Annotated in this window: 16 protein-coding genes; all 16 read right to left on the reverse strand. The window is 54.8% G+C overall.

The features are described 5' to 3' along the window. Window positions 1–6: 6 nt before the first annotated feature. The gene (wzxC, locus tag NAZ64_RS12315; protein ID WP_220569790.1) at window positions 7–1,485 is read right to left on the reverse strand and encodes a colanic acid undecaprenyl disphosphate flippase WzxC; all 1,479 of its coding nucleotides are present in this window, start codon (window positions 1,483–1,485) and stop codon (window positions 7–9) included. 101 nt (window positions 1,486–1,586) lie between these two features. Next, a complete protein-coding gene (gene wcaJ, locus NAZ64_RS12320) occupies window positions 1,587–2,981 on the reverse strand; it encodes an undecaprenyl-phosphate glucose phosphotransferase (RefSeq protein WP_000183166.1) in 1,395 nt (464 codons plus the stop codon). Between the two features lie 53 nt (window positions 2,982–3,034). Further along, window positions 3,035–4,405: a colanic acid biosynthesis phosphomannomutase CpsG gene (gene cpsG / locus NAZ64_RS12325; RefSeq protein ID WP_220569789.1), complete on the reverse strand. Its 1,371-nt coding sequence runs from the start codon at window positions 4,403–4,405 to the stop codon at window positions 3,035–3,037. 110 nt (window positions 4,406–4,515) lie between these two features. After that, window positions 4,516–5,958, reverse strand: coding sequence for a mannose-1-phosphate guanyltransferase (gene cpsB / locus NAZ64_RS12330; RefSeq protein WP_000605946.1), 1,443 nt, complete (start codon window positions 5,956–5,958; stop codon window positions 4,516–4,518). After that, window positions 5,955–7,178 carry a colanic acid biosynthesis fucosyltransferase WcaI gene (wcaI, locus tag NAZ64_RS12335; protein WP_220569788.1) on the reverse strand — a complete coding sequence of 408 codons (1,224 nt, stop codon included), beginning with the start codon at window positions 7,176–7,178 and terminating at the stop codon, window positions 5,955–5,957. The genes cpsB and wcaI overlap by 4 nt, the downstream gene beginning before the upstream one ends. Further along, window positions 7,175–7,648 carry a GDP-mannose mannosyl hydrolase gene (locus tag NAZ64_RS12340; protein ID WP_220569787.1) on the reverse strand — a complete coding sequence of 158 codons (474 nt, stop codon included), beginning with the start codon at window positions 7,646–7,648 and terminating at the stop codon, window positions 7,175–7,177. Before NAZ64_RS12340 ends, wcaI begins: the two co-directional genes overlap by 4 nt. A gap of 2 nt (window positions 7,649–7,650) precedes the next feature. After that, a complete protein-coding gene (fcl, locus tag NAZ64_RS12345) occupies window positions 7,651–8,616 on the reverse strand; it encodes a GDP-L-fucose synthase (RefSeq protein WP_001041702.1) in 966 nt (321 codons plus the stop codon). 2 nt (window positions 8,617–8,618) lie between these two features. Further along, entirely contained in the window at window positions 8,619–9,740 is a 1,122-nt protein-coding gene (gene gmd / locus NAZ64_RS12350; protein ID WP_000048160.1) for a GDP-mannose 4,6-dehydratase, read from the reverse strand. A gap of 23 nt (window positions 9,741–9,763) precedes the next feature. Further along, window positions 9,764–10,318: a colanic acid biosynthesis acetyltransferase WcaF gene (gene wcaF / locus NAZ64_RS12355; protein ID WP_001153603.1), complete on the reverse strand. Its 555-nt coding sequence runs from the start codon at window positions 10,316–10,318 to the stop codon at window positions 9,764–9,766. A 15-nt stretch (window positions 10,319–10,333) separates the two neighbouring features. Next, window positions 10,334–11,080: a colanic acid biosynthesis glycosyltransferase WcaE gene (gene wcaE, locus NAZ64_RS12360; RefSeq protein ID WP_000480132.1), complete on the reverse strand. Its 747-nt coding sequence runs from the start codon at window positions 11,078–11,080 to the stop codon at window positions 10,334–10,336. A 12-nt stretch (window positions 11,081–11,092) separates the two neighbouring features. Further along, entirely contained in the window at window positions 11,093–12,307 is a 1,215-nt protein-coding gene (gene wcaD, locus NAZ64_RS12365) for a colanic acid polymerase WcaD (RefSeq protein ID WP_000091397.1), read from the reverse strand. After that, window positions 12,282–13,499: a colanic acid biosynthesis glycosyltransferase WcaC gene (gene wcaC, locus NAZ64_RS12370; RefSeq protein WP_220569786.1), complete on the reverse strand. Its 1,218-nt coding sequence runs from the start codon at window positions 13,497–13,499 to the stop codon at window positions 12,282–12,284. The genes wcaD and wcaC overlap by 26 nt, the downstream gene beginning before the upstream one ends. Next, window positions 13,496–13,984 (reverse strand): colanic acid biosynthesis acetyltransferase WcaB, encoded by a 489-nt coding sequence (gene wcaB / locus NAZ64_RS12375; RefSeq protein ID WP_000888725.1) that lies wholly within the window; start codon window positions 13,982–13,984, stop codon window positions 13,496–13,498. Before wcaB ends, wcaC begins: the two co-directional genes overlap by 4 nt. Window positions 13,985–13,986: 2 nt before the next feature. Next, window positions 13,987–14,829: a colanic acid biosynthesis glycosyltransferase WcaA gene (gene wcaA, locus NAZ64_RS12380; RefSeq protein WP_000205695.1), complete on the reverse strand. Its 843-nt coding sequence runs from the start codon at window positions 14,827–14,829 to the stop codon at window positions 13,987–13,989. Window positions 14,830–14,915: 86 nt separating this feature from the next. Continuing rightward, the gene (gene wzc, locus NAZ64_RS12385) at window positions 14,916–17,075 is read right to left on the reverse strand and encodes a tyrosine-protein kinase Wzc (protein ID WP_220569785.1); all 2,160 of its coding nucleotides are present in this window, start codon (window positions 17,073–17,075) and stop codon (window positions 14,916–14,918) included. After that, window positions 17,072–17,521 carry a low molecular weight protein-tyrosine-phosphatase Wzb gene (wzb, locus tag NAZ64_RS12390; protein WP_000482224.1) on the reverse strand — a complete coding sequence of 150 codons (450 nt, stop codon included), beginning with the start codon at window positions 17,519–17,521 and terminating at the stop codon, window positions 17,072–17,074. Before wzb ends, wzc begins: the two co-directional genes overlap by 4 nt. Window positions 17,522–17,523 lie beyond the last annotated feature (2 nt).

Consider the following 17,523-nt stretch of genomic DNA (forward strand, 5'->3'; position numbering starts at 1 on the left):
TCCCCGTCATCCGACACGTAATAACTTTTTCATTTTTGCACTGCCAACAAGCTGATTTTTAATTTCCATCACCAGCGCATTGCGTGAAAAAATAATCATTAAAATAAAACTCAAAATACCGACTACAACCTGTAGTGCGAATACCCCTGACAACGGTAAATAGCCGTCGACCAGCTTTCCTGCACCGTAGCTGGTAATAAATGTTGGCAATGAGAGATAAAACGGTAGCCACAGGCTGAGAATATACTGACGATAGCTGGAGCCGAGTACTGGCTTAATCATCACGAAATAGCTCAGAATGGTGTTGATGATTTGCACCACCAGGAACCCCAGCGTCACGCCAATCGCCCCCGCCAGATGGCCGCCAATGAGAATTGCCGGGATAAACAGAAACGTTTTAAACACGTTGAACTTAAAGCTGATATCCACGCGCGCTTTCGCCATCAGCAGCGAACCAATCGGGTTGCCGACCGAGCGCAGCAGCCCCACCACGCACAGCAATTGCAGGATCGGGATAATGCTGTTCCACTTCTCGCCAAACACTAACGGCACAAAATTGTTCGCCACTACCATCAGGCCCAACAGCGCGGGAAAATTGATAATTCCCACCACGGAAAGCAACTTATAGAAGTTGACGCGCAGCTTCTCGGTATCGTCCTGGATTTTGGCGAATGCCGGAAATAGCACGCGAGTAATGATGGGATTAAGCTTCGCCGGCGGCACAACCGCCACGTTGTACGCGAGGTTATATCCCCCGGCGACGCTTGCGCCGAGAATTCTCGCCAGTACCAGCGTCGATAAATTCGTGTTGATGTAATTGACGATACTGTCCGCCGTCAGCCACGCGCCAAAACGCAGGTTCGTGGACACCGATGCCAGCGAAAAATGCAGCCCCGGACGATAAATCTTGCGGCCAAAGTAACCAAAGAGCAGCGTTCGCACCGCACTGTTCACCAGATAGCCGAGAATCGCGGTTAACGCCAGCGGCCAGTAATGGGCGCTAATCACCGTAAAGGTGAACCCCGCCAGCACGGAGGTCGTTTCGATCATGCCGATCTTATTGAACTCCAGCTCTTTTTGCATCAGCGCGCGGAACTGCTGCCCGTGAGGGATCACAATAAACGCCAGCGACAACGTTTTGATTAACGGCTCGAGATCCGGGTTATGCAAAACATGGGCAATCGCATCGCTCAGCCAAAAGACCACCGCAAATACCACAATCCCAAGCCCAACGTTTAGCCAGTAGAGCGTGGTCAGCTCCAGATGCCCAATCGTTTTACGTTGGATAATCGAGTTCGCGATGCCAAAGTCCGAGATCGTGTCGGCCAGCGCGATAATCACCAGCGAGACGGTCAACAGGCCAAACTGGTGGTTGTCGATGATCCGCGCCAGCACCGTCATCTGAATTAACCCCAGACCGATAATCACTATCGTGGCGATAGCCGACCATTTAGCGCCACTGATCGTTTTTTGTCGTAAACTCATTCTTTTCTCCAGAACCTGTTCACAAGGCGTCATTGGCGCAGCCAGATTGAGCACTGCCCTGGTGCAATATGGCAAGTAAAATAGCCTTGTGGGTCAGGTTCTTAATACGCCGCTTTATTAACAAACCCTTTAAAAATCGTCAGAAAAACGATTTTGATATCGAACCAAATACTCCATTCGCGGATGTATTCCAGGTCGAATTCCACGCGTTTTTCCATTTTCTCCAGCGTATCGGTCTCACCGCGCCAGCCATTAATTTGCGCCCAGCCGGTGATGCCCGGCTTCATCTTGTGGCGTAGCATGTAACCTTCAATCAACTGACGATACTGTTCGTTGTGCGCCACCGCGTGAGGACGAGGACCGACGATGGACATCCCGCCAGTTAATACGTTGATAAACTGCGGCAATTCATCCAGCGAGGTACGACGCAAAAAGTTACCTACCCGAGTGACGCGCGGATCGTTTTGCGTCGCCTGGGTAACGACCTTATCGTTCTCCATCACCTTCATTGAGCGGAACTTCCAGACTTTGATCGGCTTGCCGTCCATCCCGTAGCGCGTCTGACGGAAAATCACCGGCCCGGGCGAGCTCAATTTGACCGCCAGCGCAATGCAGCACAGTACCGGTGAGATGAGTAGCAGAATCAGCGACGCCAGCACGATATCCTCTGCCCGTTTAAGCAGACGGTTAATCCCTGACAGCGGCGTGTCATACAGCGGAACGACAGGAACGCCGCTCATCTCCTCCACGCGCGAGTGGAGAATATTAAAGGTGAACACATCGGGAATAAGGATCACCGAGCAGGTGGTGTCGGCCAGCTCGCGCACCAGTTTTTTCACCATGGCGCCGTCGCTCATCGACATGGCGATATAAACATTGTGAATTCGCGAGGCTTTCGCATCGTCAATTAACTGCTCGAAGTTCCCGGCCCAATCAGCAGAGACGCCGCCCGGTTTAGGATCGTGATAGACGCCCACCACCTCAAAACCCAGCCACGGCTCATTACGGAAGCTATCCAGCAACGTCTGGCCCGCAGGCAAATCCCCGGCGACGGCGACCCGGCGAGTGTTATAACCACGATTGCGTAGCCAGCCCGCGCCGAAACGAATAAATGAACGGCATAACACTAAGCCCAGGCTGGACAGCGCATACCAGGCCAGCCAGGTGGCGAGGCGGTTGTCAAAGTCATCATTAAACGCCACCAGACCGGCGCTGAAGATCAGGCTCAGCGTCCAGTTTTGCAGTAACAGCGTTAACTCTGTCGACATTTTGACGCCGCGCCAGGAGCGATAAAAATCGGTCATCCCGCCCAGCATTTGAAAAACAACCAGCGTAATCAGCGCCACCAACAGGTGCATGTACAGGAATGGCAGTCCACTGACTTCACAGATGAACCACAGCCCGCCAAACATGATGGTGATATCTGAAAAGCGTTGCACCATAGAGATTAACGATGCATTGGTTTTGGCTCGTTCGCGCTTTTTTAGATTTGTCATCGTTGTTCCTGTGATTGGCCCCTTACCCGCAGGCGGTAAGGGGAGATCTGACGTTACTGATTCAGCAGCGCCAGCAGAGTGCGTGTTCGCGCTTCCATCAGCGGAATATCGCCGCGTGATTCCACATTCAGGCGCACCACCGGTTCGGTGTTCGACGAGCGCAGGTTGAAACGCCAGTCGGCGAACGACATGCTGAGGCCGTCCGTGCGGTCCACCGCCTGCGCCTCTTCCGCAAAGTGCGCTTCCACCCGCGCAATGGCCACCGCCGGCTCCGCCAGCCTGCTGTTGATTTCCCCGCTCGCCGGGAACGCCGCCATCCGGTCACGGACCAGTTCACCCAGCGACTGTCCCTTCAGGCACACCAGCTCCGCCACCAGCAGCCACGGGATCATCCCGCTGTCGCAGTAGGCAAAATCACGAAAATAGTGATGCGCGCTCATTTCCCCGCCATAAATGGCATCCTCCGTACGCATCCGCTCCTTGATAAAGGCGTGCCCGGTTTTTGACATCACCGGCGTCCCGCCCGCCGCCGTCACCACTGCCTCCGTGTTCCAGGTCAGGCGCGGGTCGTGGATAATCTTCGCCCCCGGGTGTTTTTCCAGAAACGCTTCCGCCAGCAGCCCGACGATGTAGTACCCCTCGATAAACTGCCCTTTCTCATCGAACAGGAAGCAGCGGTCGAAGTCGCCGTCAAAGGCGATACCCATGTCCGCCCCGTGTTCAATAACGGCCTTGCGGGTGTCGTCGCGACACTCCGGCAGCAACGGGTTGGGAATGCCGTTCGGGAAGGTGCCGTCCGGGGTGTTGTGGATTTTGATGAACTCCACCGGCGCGCCCAGCGCCTTCAGACGTGCTTCGATGGCGTCAATGACCGGCCCCGCCGCGCCGTTGCCGGCGTTAAACACCAGCTTCAGCGGGGTGAGATTGTTAACACTGATATAGCCCAGCAGGTGGTCGATGTAGGCGTCGCGCAGGCTGATTTGTCTGTAGCTGCCGCGCGCGGCCTCGTTCACCGGCGGGAAGTCGCCCGCTTCCGCCAGACGCTGAACGTCGCGCAGACCGGTGTCGCCGCTTATCGGGCGGGCGCCCTCGCGCACCAGCTTCATACCGTTGTAGTCCATCGGATTATGGCTGGCGGTCACTTCAATACCGCCGTCCACGCCGAGGTGGAAGGTGGCGAAGTAAATCTCTTCGGTGCCGGACATACCGATATCCAGCACGTCGACGCCCGCGTCCTGTAACCCTTTCGCCAGCGCCAGCTTCAGCGCCTCGCTGGTCAGGCGCACGTCGCCGCCCAGCACGATGGTTTTCGGTTTTAAATATTCGCCGTAAGCGCGGCCAATCCGCCACGCGATATCTTCATTGAGCTCTTCGCCCAGCCTGCCGCGAATGTCGTAGGCCTTGAAACAGGTTAATTTTGTCATGTGCTTACCCTTCTTCAGGCAACAGTTAGCCCTGACCGTAAATGGCCAACATCGTTATTGTTGTTCATTGCCGGATGGCGCGTTGCGCTTACCGGGCACCGTTGCAGGCGTCAGACCCGCCCGTAACGATCCTCGAACCGCACCACGTCGTCCTCTTCGAGATACGAGCCGGAACGTACTTCAATTAAATCGAGCGGTATTTTTCCCGGATTTTCCAGGCAGTGGGTCGCCCCCAGCGGAATATAGATGGACTCGTTTTCACCGAGCAGCTTAACCTCGCCGTTGATGGTGACTCGGGCGGTCCCCGCCACCACCACCCAGTGCTCGGCGCGGTGATGGTGCATCTGCACCGACAGTCCTTCCCCCGGCTTGACGGTAATGCGCTTCACCTGATAGCGCTCGCCCGCGTCGATGGAGTCGTATTTGCCCCACGGACGGTAAACCTCGCGGTGCATGTGGTGCTCATGGCGTCCGTCGGCCTTGATCTTCTCCACCACCTTTTTCACGTCCTGCACCGCGTGGCGATCGGCAATCAGCACGGCGTCTTTGGTCTGCACCACCACCAGATCCTTCACGCCGACGGTGGTCACCAGGCCGGATTCGGCGTAAACGTAGCTGTTTTCCGTTTTATGGCTGATGACGTCGCCGTGGTGGACGTTTCCCTCCGGGGTGTGGGCGCTGATTTCCCACAGCGAGGACCACGAGCCGACATCGCTCCAGCCCGCGTCCATTGGCATCACCACCGCGTCCGCCGTCCGTTCCATCACCGCGTAGTCAATGGACTCTTCCGGACAGGCGAGGAAGGCCTCTTCATCCACACGAATGAAATCAAGATCCGGATCGACGCCGCGCATCGCCTGTTCACAGGCGGCCAGAATATCGGGGCGGAACTTTTTCAGTTCTTCCAGATAGCGTCCGGCGCGGAACAGAAACATGCCGCTGTTCCAGTAGTAATCGCCGCTGGCGACGTAGGCCTGAGCGGTTTCCAGCCCCGGCTTCTCAACGAACTGCGCCACCTCAAAAGCCACCGCATCCGTCGCGCCCGGCACGACATCACCGCGCCGGATATAGCCATAGCCGGTTTCCGGCAGATCCGGCACGATACCGAAGGTCACCAGTTTGCCCGCGTCGGCATAGGGCATGGCGCCGCGCACCGCGTCGCGGAAGGCCTCTTCATTGGCGATCGCATGATCCGCCGCCAGTACCAGCATCAGCGGATCGCAGTCCGTATGCTGGCGCGTCGCCGCCAGCGCCGCCAACGCAATCGCCGGCGCGGTATTGCGCCCGGCGGGCTCAAGAATAATGTTCTCCGTCAGCTTATTGAGCTGGCGGAGCTGTTCGGCGACGATAAAACGGTGCTGTTCGTTGCAGATCACCACCGGGCTTTCGCACTCCACGCCGTTCAGACGGCAAATGGTGGTTTGCAGCATGGTGAGATCGCCTTTCAGGCACAGAAACTGTTTTGGATAAAGCACGCGAGAAAGCGGCCACAATCGGCTACCGGAGCCACCGGCCATCACAACCGGGTAAAGTTTTGTCTGACGCATTATCATCCCCGAATATCTGCAATAAATTGGCGTAGCACGTTCTCTTTATTGAGCGTGCGTTCGGCGTATTCACGTGCCACCATGTTGTTTTTCGGCATGGCGAGCGCCTGGCTAATCCCGTCGACCAGCGCGTCGGTCGACTCCGGTTCCACGCAAACGGCGATGCCCGGATAGCGCGCGCAAAGTTGCCCTAATTCGGTGTGTGGCTCAGCGGTAATTACCGCATTGCCGCCGACCGCCAGAATGTTAGTCAGCTTGGAGGGCAGTACCGCATCCGCCGCGCCGCGCTTTTGCACCACCAGATGGCAGTCGCCCATTTTCAGCAGCGCGGGTAAGGCGTCGTAAGGCTGCAGCGGGAGGAATTTAATATTTGCCAGGCCGCGTTCGCGGGCCATGTTCTCCAGCCGCGCCTTGCCGCCCCCCTGGCCGACAATCGCAAAAATCAACGGTCGATCGCGTAATCGTTCCGCGGCGTCAATTACCTTTTCCAGCCCTTGCTTTTCGCCGATATTGCCGGAATAGAGCACAATTTTTTTGCCCTCTGGCAAGCCAAGCTGCTGACGCAAAGCCGTCACGTCAGCGTCATTAACGTCCTGAAAGCGCGCCACTTCCGACCAGTTCGGAAAAAAGAGGATTTTTTCCGCCGCGACGCCCTTTTCCCGCGCTTTATTCATCATGGAGCGAGAGATGGTCGAAACATTATCAACGTTACGCAGCGCGCTGCGTTCAAAGGCCGTCGCTAACCGCGCTACGCTGCCGCGCTTGCCTTTTCCCGCCATTCCTAAGCCGAGCATGGCGTCCACTTCGTAATCCTGAATATGCAGAACGGTACGTGCGCCGGAGAGTGTCGCCAGCAGGCGCATTCCCGGCGTACAAAAGAGCGTCGGTACAACGCCGATAATCCGATCCGGCTTCCAGCGACGCTGCGCCATCAGTGGGAAAAAACTGCTCAATGCAAAGCTCCCCAGATGAAGTAGTCGTTTTAGGGTGGAGGGCTGTTTCGGCACATACAGCGGGCAGCGCCAGACGGTAGCCTCGCCCTCTTCCCGGCGATAGCGCCAGGCGGAATAGCGCTCGCCGACCTTCCACTGCGGGTAGTACGGCGGCGCAGTAATGACCCGCACCTCATGGCCTTCCCGCGCCATCCACGCCACCATTTCGCCGGTATATTTGCCGATACCGGTCAGTTCCGGCGAATAGTTAATGCCATAGACCAGGATCTTCATAGGCCCACCGCCGGCGCGTCAGGAAAGAAGTAGGCCCGACTGTTCTCATGAACATTGTCGCTTGCCAGAAGCTGTTCCGGCGTCAGCCAGCGGTAACTGCCATGCTGGGCGTCAGGCAGATGTAAATCGCTCTCCGCCACGCGCAGACGAAAGCCGAGCACGATGTAGTGAGTTGAAAAATCCTCACCGGAAAAGTTGTCGTCATAGAAGTGCTGCCAGACGCCATAAAACGTCCCTGCCGCCAGCGGCAGACGCACGCCCAGTTCCGCCTGCGTCAGGCGTGCAAAGGCGCCCTCCAGCGTTTCGTCTTTGCACACCCGCCCCCCCGGCACAAACCAGTAGCCCTGCGCCGGACGGTTGAGACGCTGGCCCAGTAAAATTTCCCCCTGGCCGTTTTCCACGATGAAATCGAGGGAGATGAGGGGCGTGGTCCGCACCACGGCGGCGAAATCTTCCTGACGTAAAAACATTGTCACCCCCGGAACCGTTGCTGATTCTCAAGGAACCACTGGTAAGTACCGGCAAGCCCTGCCTCCAGTGAAATTTCGTGATACCAGCCAAGCTGATGCAGGCGCGTGACGTCGAGCAATTTACGCGGCGTACCGTCCGGCTTCGTGGCGTCGAACACCACCCGGCCCTGGTAACCCACCACCTTTGCGATAGTCTGCGCCAGCTCGCGGATGGTGCAGTCCACGCCAGTGCCGACGTTAATGTGCGACAGCATCGGGGCGGTGTTCTCCTGCCACACTTCGCGCGCCAGCTCCATCACGTGAATACTGGCCGCCGCCATATCGTCAACATGCAGAAATTCGCGCATCGGCGTGCCGCTGCCCCACACCACCACCTCCGGCGCATGGCTCTGCGCAGCCTCATGAAAGCGGCGCAGCAGCGCCGGGATCACATGTGAATTGTCCGGATGGAAATTGTCATGCGGGCCGTACAGGTTGGTTGGCATCACCGAACGGTAGTCGCGACCGTACTGCCGGTTGTAGGACTCGCACAGTTTAATCCCGGCGATCTTGGCGATGGCATACGGCTCGTTAGTCGGCTCCAGCGTTCCCTGCAGCAGCTCGCTTTCCGCCATCGGCTGCCTTGCCAGTTTCGGATAGATACAGGACGAACCGAGAAACAGCAGTTTGTTCACGTTGTGCAGGTGCGCGGCGTGAATAATGTTGCTCTCTATCATCATGTTTTCATAAATAAAATCCGCCGGATACGTGTTGTTGGCGACAATGCCGCCCACTTTCGCCGCCGCCAGATAAACCTGGTCGATACCCGCCCCGGCAAAGAACGCCTGTACCGCGCGCCCGTCGAGCAGATCCAGCTCATCGCGGGTGCGCAGCACCAGTTCCACGTCGCCGCGCTGCGCAAGCTGCCGTACAATGGCGGAGCCCACCATCCCGCGATGGCCCGCCACAAAAATTCGTTGCTTATTCATTCTCAGGACTCCAGCGCGATGGCCACCTCGTAACCGTGAGATTTCAGCAGTGAGTGTTTTTTCGCGGCCTCCAGATCGTTCGCCACCATCTCGGAGACCATCTCCGACAGGGTGATTTCCGGTTTCCAGCCCAGTTTCTCATGCGCTTTGGACGGGTCGCCCAGCAGGGTTTCCACTTCCGCCGGACGGAAATAACGCGGATCAACGGCCACAATCACATCGCCCGGTTTCACGCCCGGCGCATCGTGTCCGGTAACGGATACCACGATCCCTTTCTCATTAATGCCTTCGCCTTCAAAGCGCAGTTTTATCCCCAGTTGCGCCGCCGCCAGCTCCACAAACTGGCGTACGGAATACTGCACGCCGGTGGCAATCACGAAATCTTCCGGCTGCTCCTGCTGTAACATCATCCACTGCATCCGTACGTAATCTTTCGCATGGCCCCAGTCGCGCAGCGAATCCATGTTGCCGAGATACAGGCAGGACTCCAGTCCCTGCGCGATATTGGCGATGGCGCGGGTGATCTTACGGGTGACGAAGGTTTCGCCACGACGCGGGGACTCGTGGTTAAACAGAATGCCGTTACAGGCGTAAATGCCGTAGGATTCACGGTAGTTGACGGTGATCCAGTAGGCGTACAGTTTCGCCACCGCATAGGGGGAACGCGGGTAGAACGGCGTGGTCTCTTTCTGCGGAATTTCCTGCACCAGACCGTACAGTTCAGAGGTGGAGGCCTGGTAGAACCGCGTTTTCTTTTCAAGACCGAGGAAGCGAATCGCCTCCAGCAGGCGCAGCGTGCCCATCGCATCCACATCGGCGGTATATTCCGGCGACTCAAACGACACCGCCACGTGGCTCATTGCGCCCAGGTTGTAGACCTCATCCGGCTGCACTTCCTGTAAAATGCGGGTCAGGTTGGAGGCGTCGGTCAGGTCGCCATAATGCAGATGAAATTTCGGGTTGCAGCTGTGCGGATCCTGATAAATATGGTCCACGCGCTCGGTATTAAACGATGACGCGCGGCGCTTGATACCATGCACCTCATACCCTTTTTCCAGCAGAAATTCTGCCAGGTAAGACCCATCCTGTCCGGTTACGCCAGTAATGAGAGCGACTTTTGACATTTTCATTTCCTCAAATAGTCCCGTTAGGGAGTAACTTTCTGAACGCGCTGGCGCGTTACCACTGCGGGATTGCCCCGACAAATCGCATTTGCCGGTAATGATTTAAATACGCTGCTGCGCGCGCCGACGACGGTGCCATGACCTATCGTCACGCCGGGCGCGACAAAAACATCGGTTGCCAGCCAACATTTTTCGCCAATAACAATCGGCGCGGCGTTAATATCGAAATGGGCGCTGGTATAATCATGGCTACCGGTACACAAATACCCTTTTTGTGAAATAACCGCATGTGCGCCAATATTAATTTCACCCAACGTATATAACACAGCGTCGTCGCCTACCCAGGCATAATCGCCGACGGTTAATTTCCACGGATAGGTAATTTTTACTGACGGTCGGATAACCACATTCTTTCCAATTTTGGCGCCAAACAGACGCAGCAAAAAGGCTCGCCAGCGATACAATATTTGCGGCGACCCGGCGAATAATGTCGCCTGTACCGCCCACCATAATTGTACTTTTAGCGCATTAGCGCCGCGGAACCCTTTCGGCACCGTAAAGCCGCTAAGATCCTGCATAATAACTCCCGGTGATTAGACTTTGTTATACCGCGCTTTTGTTTTACCCGTCGTTTTCAGACGTAATAAATAGGATAATTGCGCCCAAAATCCTGGCACACGTAATATTTTTCGCTGTACATTTTTTGCATCCTGACATAATTCCAGATTATTCGAGGTTGACACGCCGCCCATCGAAAATTCAGATACTAGTCCGTTAATTCGCCGAAAAGGATAGCCTGCTTTATAGAGACGGGCCGCCAGCGCATAATCTGAAGAGACATGATATTGCAGATCATAAGGATACTTTTTTAACGCTGCCGTCGGGAAAAATATCGCCTGATGGCTGGCTGGCAAACTATGGTAGATATAATACCCGGGTTTAGCCTTCCGGCGTATTTTATGCCCGCCGCCGAAATCCAGCAGCGCGTCGCCAATATACATCGCCTCGCCCTTTTGTCGCGCCAGTTGGCGGACAAACAGCGCGGCATCATCATGGAACGCATCACCGGAATTAAGAAACAGGGTATAGCGCCCCTGCGCCAGCGCAATGCCTTTGTTCATGGCATCATAAATACCGCGATCCTTTTCACTGATAAAACGCAGGTTAAACTCACCGTGACGTTTTTGCAGAAATTCGCGCGTGCCGTCCTCCGAACCGCCATCCACTACGATCCATTCAAATGACAGACCCGGATCGCGCGCCAGATTGCGCAGCGAGCGCCAGGTTTTTACCACCCCTTCGTAATTGCGAAAGGCGACGGTAACGACGCTTAAAAACATGCCACCACCCCGTTATGAAATTTTTAACGCCTTGCGCAAAATGAACGGACAGACGATTAAAAAAGCATATTCCGGGCTAAATATTGAACCGGTAAAAAACAGCGACACCGGCGTAAAAAGATAGAGCTGTACCCGAAAATTGCGATTATCGCCAAACGCATTTAGCGCCATTTTTAAAACTTTCCCCATATACCACAGCGTCATTAGCACTGCGAACCAGGAAAAATAAATAATCAGCAGATACAATCCATTGTCTATGGTTTTCCCGACATCCGCACCGTTAAAGATTCCGAATGATGCAACATATTCATAAAGTGAGCCAAATCTGACTACACCATCAATATGGGTCAAGGAATATCCGACCATGACTAAGGGGCCCACAATACGATAATAAGAAGATGAGCCTTCCGTCCCTAAATCGCCAAGTCGTGTCGCGATATAAGGAAATGCAATAATTACCCCAACCAAAAACAGGGTTAATGAGACCAGCGCCAGTGGAAGTTTTTTCTTTATCGCATCCTTATTCAAATATTGGAACGCCCACTCCAGAAGATAAAACAGGATAAAGGTCATTACCCCTGAAAATGATCCTGATAATATTATCCCTGCCAGAATCATAGCATCGCTTTTCGGTGTTTTGATACCAAACTGTTTGATGCTCAGCCAAATTGAGATTAGTGCCAAAGCGAAAAATGCCGGTTCAAAATAAAGCGCAGTGGTACGCTTACCGCCAAATTTTATGAAGTTCAGTACGTAGCTATTACTGTAAATGAGATATTTCGAAATTCCTTCCATAATACTGCTGCCGCCGGTAAGGATAATTTGCGCCATCTCAACCGCGGCGAGCGCGACCACCATACCCACCACCAGATAAAAAAAACGCAAAATCTTTCGGTGGTTATGCGCGGAAATGGTTTTGAATCGGATACTCCAGACCATCCCGATAATGACCACAATATAGACAAACAGCATCGTGGACGTGACATATTTACCGGCATTCAGCGACTGGCCGAACAGGAAGTTAAATGCTGTAAGCCCCGCGCCGATGCCTAAGGCGATCATCAATTTTTTTACGCTAATGCGTTCCACAAATAACAGCAGCAACAGCGGTAAAAAAGTGACGATGGTAATGGGAAAGCTTTCCCCCAGTTGGGCAATCTTGACATTGACCAGTAGGTAGATCAGCGGCAGCAGCAGATAGCTACAGATTCTGATAGAACGAGACATACTCCTCCAGCATCTGTTGACCGCTGTACGCGACGCGGCTACGCATACGAAAGGCGTCCAGCGTTGCGCCAAATACCGCCTGAGCAATCTCTGGCTTACGCCGCTGCGCCAGGCGCAGTACATCTGTAGCGGCAAAGGTCTGGCCGCCGGATTTCGCCAGCACCTCCTGTGCCGCCTCGCTGTGGGTAGCGAGTACCGGTACGCCGATCGAGAGCGCTTCACACAAGATCAGCGGATAGTTATCGACCCGTGAGCTAAAGACCAGCGCATCCATCTCATTGAGCGCGCTCATTAATTTGCGCTTATCGGTTTCAAAACCGTGATTAACGACGTTTTGGCCGGTAAAAGGCGAAAATTTACCGAAGGTATGCAGTTCAATTTTTTCGCCCAGCGCCATCATGTAGTGTACCAGACGCTGGTCAGTTTTGCCGTCGTAACGCAAGTCATGCGCCACAATGGCGATCCGCGGTTTGCCCGGATTCAGCGGCACAGGTGATAGCTGCGCGAGAATCGCCTCGGTCGCCAGATCGATACCGTTGTTAATAATCTGGCAGCGCCCCGCGCCATAAACGCTGTTAAAGGCCTCGGCCACGTGCTGGCTCGGCGAAATAAACCGGCAGCCCAGCCGCAGCATGTCCCGAAAGCGCTGACGTTTGCCGTCAATAAGCTGGTGCGCCCGATCCACCCTGACCGGCGGATAATTGCTTAGGGTCGGGCATTTTTGGCAGCCGCTTTTCCAGCCCTCGCAACCGTCGGTGAAGGCGCAACGCCCGGTGACGCTCCAGTGATCGTGCAGCGTCCAGACCAGCGTGACGTCCGCTTTTTGCGCTTTGACTTTTTCGCAAAACGTCACGATGTCCGCCAGGTTTAGCCAGTAACTGTGGAGAACATGAAAATGCAGCACCAGCGGGCCGGATGTCTGGATAACCGTGCGGTAAAGATTGTCGAGATTGCCAAACAGATCGCGATTCAGGAAACGAAATAGCGCGATATTGGCGATTGCCGTGCCGCGCGGCGTCTGTTTTATCACCTGCGGATAGCGGTGGTGACTGACGCTTTTTTTTCCGCCTTTGCCATAACCATAGACAAAACGCGACGTCAGCCCTTTTTGCAATGCCCGCAGATGGAGATCCAACGCCACTCCCGCCGCGCCGCCTTCCGCCAGCCGTACATTAAATTGCAGAATATTCATGTGCTGACCTTCACCCGTGCTTTTTCTCCCACCACCAGCGCATGGTCCGGAATACTGTCAAGCACCACGCTACCCGCGCCAATCGTGACGTGATTACCAATAGTAATATCGCCAAGCAGGATGACATTCGCCCCCAGCTCAACGCCGTTACCGATCACCGGACAAGCCAGGCTGTCCGCGCCGCGATTGCCAATGGTGACGCCGTGGCGAATGGTAAAATCGTCGCCGGCGACGACATGTTTGTTGATCACTACCGCGTAACCATGATGGATAGTGAACCGCCGACCAATGGTCGCGGCGGCCTGGATTTCATACCCGAACAGGCATTCCGTGATCACGCGATACAGCACCAGCACCGGCGCGGCCCACAGATTATTCAGCACATTCTTTTTGCGCCAGACGGAACAAAAATGAGCGATACGGTAGGCCAGCACCATGCAACAGGGGCGTAAGCTCCAGCTATTCGCGCGTAAGTCTTCCAGCATCGTTATCGCCCCCGCAGCCCGGCCGCCAGGCGTTTGCTATTACGCACGGAGAGCAACGTCAGCAACGTGCGCCAGGTCATTCGCTTATTGCGAATTTGGTACAGCGTAAAAAGCTGGTATTTTTTACTGGCGCGATCAAATTTATCTTTGTGCTTACGATAAAAATGGAAATAGCCGGAGAACTTTTTCGGCGAAGAGGTAATCTGCATCTCGCCGTGGTTGATATGTAAAATTTGCGTCGCCTCTTCGACTTTCCACGGTTCGCCATACTCCACCACCATGCGCAGAAAAATGTCGTAGTCCTGCGCCGCCTTGAGTTCGGTATCGAACAAACACGCTTTAAAACGCCAGGCCCAGGTAAAAACCTGATTGCCAATAATATTGCGCTTGTAGAACAAGCGGCGCGAATAAGGGGATTTCGGATACAGCGGCAGGCTGGCAGGCTGAGAGTAGACCTCGCCCTCGCACACATAGTCGTTGGCATACAAAAAGGCGTGCGTAGTCAACTGGTGTTTATGGGCCAGAAACACGCTCAGACGGTTGGGCGTCCATTCATCGTCATCATCAATACCGGTAATGTAGTGCCCTTGCGCCTGCATAATGGCCTGGTTGCGAACCGCGCAGGCGCCGGTATTCCTGGCGTTATGGGTATAACGGACGCGCGGGTCGTTCAGCTCCTCAACAAATTGTTGTAGCTGCTGATAAGACGAGGAGCAATCATCCACGATGATCATCTCCCAGTGACGGTAGTCCTGACGTAGTACTGATTTAATCGCCCGGATAGCCAACTGCTGCCTGTTCCAGGTTGGCATATAAATTGAGATCAGCGGATTGTCTGTTGTCATGCTTATTCCCCAGATAGTTTTGCCGCATGGCGCTACGCTTGTCCGGCCTACAGTCACAGGCCGCGCCATCCGGCACGCCTTATTTTTTATTTGGAATCTGACTGGTATTCATATTCGTAATAGCCATAATCCTGGTAGCCCGTCGCCCGGCGGAAAATGGAGTTGAGAATGACGCCTTTGACCTGAATGCCATTCTGGTCAAAACGGCTCAGACTGGTTTCCACCTCTTTTAAGGTGTTGACGGCATAACGCGCCACCATCAGCGTCGTCCCGACGTGACGACCCACAATCGCGGCGTCCGTCACGGCCAGAATCGGCGGCGTGTCGATTAATACCAGGTCGTAGCGGCTGCTTGCCCAGGCGATCAGCTCGCCGAAGCGCTCGCTCATCAGCAGTTCCGATGGATTAGGCGGCACCTGACCGCGCGGAATAAGATCAAAATTAGCGATCGCCGTGGGTTTCGCGCAGGAGGCTATCTCGCCTTTGCCCGCCAGAATGTCAGATAAGCCGTCCACGTTATTGGTGCCGAGCAGTTCATGGGTGTAGCCCTTACGCATATCGCAGTCGATCAGTAATACCCGTTTATGCGTCTGGCTGATGACGGCCGCCAGATTGGCGCAAACAAAGGTTTTGCCGATAGAGGGGCTGACGCCTGTGAGCATGAGTACATTATTTTGCGCCTGCATCATGGCGAAATGCAGGCTGGTGCGCAGGCTGCGAATCGCCTCAATCGCCAGATCGGTCGGATTGCCCACCGCCAGCAGTTGGCTCTGCTTGTAACGCTTAATCCCTTTAATGGTTTTGACGCTATCGCGCGCTTTTTGCCATTCCGACAGCGGAATACTGGCATAGACGCTGATCCCGTGCTCCTCCAGCACCTGCGGGCTTTCGATACCACGATTAAACAGCGAGCGCAGCAGCACGCCGACAATCGATAACATTAATCCCAGAATAATGCTGCCGAGAATAATCAACGCCTTTTTCGGCTTCAGCACGCCCGGCTGGGTAATCGCCGGGTCAACGATGCGCACGTCGCCAACGGTGCTGGCTTCGGTGATTTTCAGCTCCTGCTGTTTATTAAGCAGTTGCATATAGACCTGCTGGCCGGACTCCACATCACGGGTCAAACGCACAATCTCCTGCTGGGTTTTCGGCATTGCCGTCACCCGCCCGTTCAGTTTGGCTTTTTCATCTTCCAGCGCTTTACGTTTTTCCAGCAGGGTGCGGTAAGCCGGATGCGCTTTGGTAAAGAGCTTGGAAATTTCCGCCTCTTTAAACGTCAACTCATTCAACTGGGCGTCGATATTAACCATCGAATCGAGCACCGCCTTCGCCTCCAGCGGTAAATCCACCGAGTCTTTATCCTGGCGGAAAGCGTTTAGCTTGTTTTCCGCCACATCCAGACGGCTGCGGACTTCCGGCAATTGTTTTGCCAGAAACGCCAGGCTCTTCCCCGCCTCTTCAGATTTCCGCGCAATATCCTGTTGCAGATAGTTACGGGTAATACTGTTGAGAATTTCGCGGATCTGGTCGCGATCCTCTCCCGTGAACGTCAGGCTCAGAACGCCGGTATCTTTGCCGGTTTCCGTTACGGTGAGGTTATTTTGCAGGTTATTAATCATGCCAAGCGTTGAGAATTTACTCACCGTAAATTCCGTATCAGGACGGGCGTCAATCGCCTCTACCTGCATCGTCACGCCGTCTTTATTAAGTGGCTGGCCCACAACGCCCTGCGCGCTAAATCCGCCGTCGCTAACCAACTGATAACGTTTGTCGCCCAGCACTTTGAGGGTGAAGATCTGTCCGCTCATCGTCTCTGGTCGGGTGAATGTCGTGACTTTCACCATTTCATTCTGACGTCCCATCAGCCGTTCCCACCCGGCGCCGAAGAGCGGAAAGGTGTTTTTGGTGACGGCAATATCCAGATCCAGATCGTCAACGGTCTTCCCCAGCACCAGACGCGATCGAATGAGTTGAATTTCCGCATCGGAAGCCGGCGGCTTATTCGCTAATGCGCTGTTGATATCCTGTACCAGCGAATTACCGGTGTTTTGTTCAATCTGTACCAGCGCATCGGCGCTATAGATGGGCGTGGCGAAGAACGTATAAATTACCGCGCACAGCGCAAATATGGCCGTCGTCCCCAACACCCACCAACGCGCTTCAATCACCGTTCCGACCAGGCGCCCGATATCGATTTCATCGCTACCCGTAACCGCCGCAGATTGTTTTACTTTTTCTGTCATGGTTTTCCCTGCTCTGCATTCAGTGCCTGCGCCCACTGGCGGGCAGACCTTTCCAGTAATGTGTACACCGCCTCAAACGCATCGCGGCTTTTGCGATACGGGTCCGGTATTTCACGCTCGCTGTCCCAGTGACCAAACAGCATTACCTTGCCGCGCATTTCCGGCGCAATGTCGCACAGGGCGGCGATGTGACGTTTCTCCATCGTCAGAATCAGGTCATATTCCCGGCACAGACGCGCGGAAATTTGCCTTGCGCAGTGATTTTCCAAAGACAAATCGTGGGCGCTCGCCACGCTCGCCGCCGCAGGATCGGCGCCTTTGCCGACCAGCGCGCCTAATCCGGCGGATGCAACCGTCAGCGAGGGATGAAAGCGCTTTAGCAAACGTTCCGCCGTCGGAGAACGGCAAACATTCCCCACACAGACCACTAAGATTTTGTTAAACATAA

It is taken from the genome of Salmonella sp. A1325 (genome assembly GCF_056991255.1).

Excerpts from the sequence above, each read along its gene's own strand:
- wzxC (WP_220569790.1), bottom strand. The coding sequence starts at position 1,485 with ATGAGTTTACGACAAAAAACGATCAGTGGCGCTAAATGGTCGGCTATC.
- wcaJ (WP_000183166.1), bottom strand. The coding sequence starts at position 2,981 with ATGACAAATCTAAAAAAGCGCGAACGAGCCAAAACCAATGCATCGTTA.
- cpsG (WP_220569789.1), bottom strand. The coding sequence starts at position 4,405 with ATGACAAAATTAACCTGTTTCAAGGCCTACGACATTCGCGGCAGGCTG.
- cpsB (WP_000605946.1), bottom strand. The coding sequence starts at position 5,958 with ATGATAATGCGTCAGACAAAACTTTACCCGGTTGTGATGGCCGGTGGC.
- wcaI (WP_220569788.1), bottom strand. The coding sequence starts at position 7,178 with ATGAAGATCCTGGTCTATGGCATTAACTATTCGCCGGAACTGACCGGT.
- NAZ64_RS12340 (WP_220569787.1), bottom strand. The coding sequence starts at position 7,648 with ATGTTTTTACGTCAGGAAGATTTCGCCGCCGTGGTGCGGACCACGCCC.
- fcl (WP_001041702.1), bottom strand. The coding sequence starts at position 8,616 with ATGAATAAGCAACGAATTTTTGTGGCGGGCCATCGCGGGATGGTGGGC.
- gmd (WP_000048160.1), bottom strand. The coding sequence starts at position 9,740 with ATGTCAAAAGTCGCTCTCATTACTGGCGTAACCGGACAGGATGGGTCT.
- wcaF (WP_001153603.1), bottom strand. The coding sequence starts at position 10,318 with ATGCAGGATCTTAGCGGCTTTACGGTGCCGAAAGGGTTCCGCGGCGCT.
- wcaE (WP_000480132.1), bottom strand. The coding sequence starts at position 11,080 with ATGTTTTTAAGCGTCGTTACCGTCGCCTTTCGCAATTACGAAGGGGTG.
- wcaD (WP_000091397.1), bottom strand. The coding sequence starts at position 12,307 with ATGTCTCGTTCTATCAGAATCTGTAGCTATCTGCTGCTGCCGCTGATC.
- wcaC (WP_220569786.1), bottom strand. The coding sequence starts at position 13,499 with ATGAATATTCTGCAATTTAATGTACGGCTGGCGGAAGGCGGCGCGGCG.
- wcaB (WP_000888725.1), bottom strand. The coding sequence starts at position 13,984 with ATGCTGGAAGACTTACGCGCGAATAGCTGGAGCTTACGCCCCTGTTGC.
- wcaA (WP_000205695.1), bottom strand. The coding sequence starts at position 14,829 with ATGACAACAGACAATCCGCTGATCTCAATTTATATGCCAACCTGGAAC.
- wzc (WP_220569785.1), bottom strand. The coding sequence starts at position 17,075 with ATGACAGAAAAAGTAAAACAATCTGCGGCGGTTACGGGTAGCGATGAA.
- wzb (WP_000482224.1), bottom strand. The coding sequence starts at position 17,521 with ATGTTTAACAAAATCTTAGTGGTCTGTGTGGGGAATGTTTGCCGTTCT.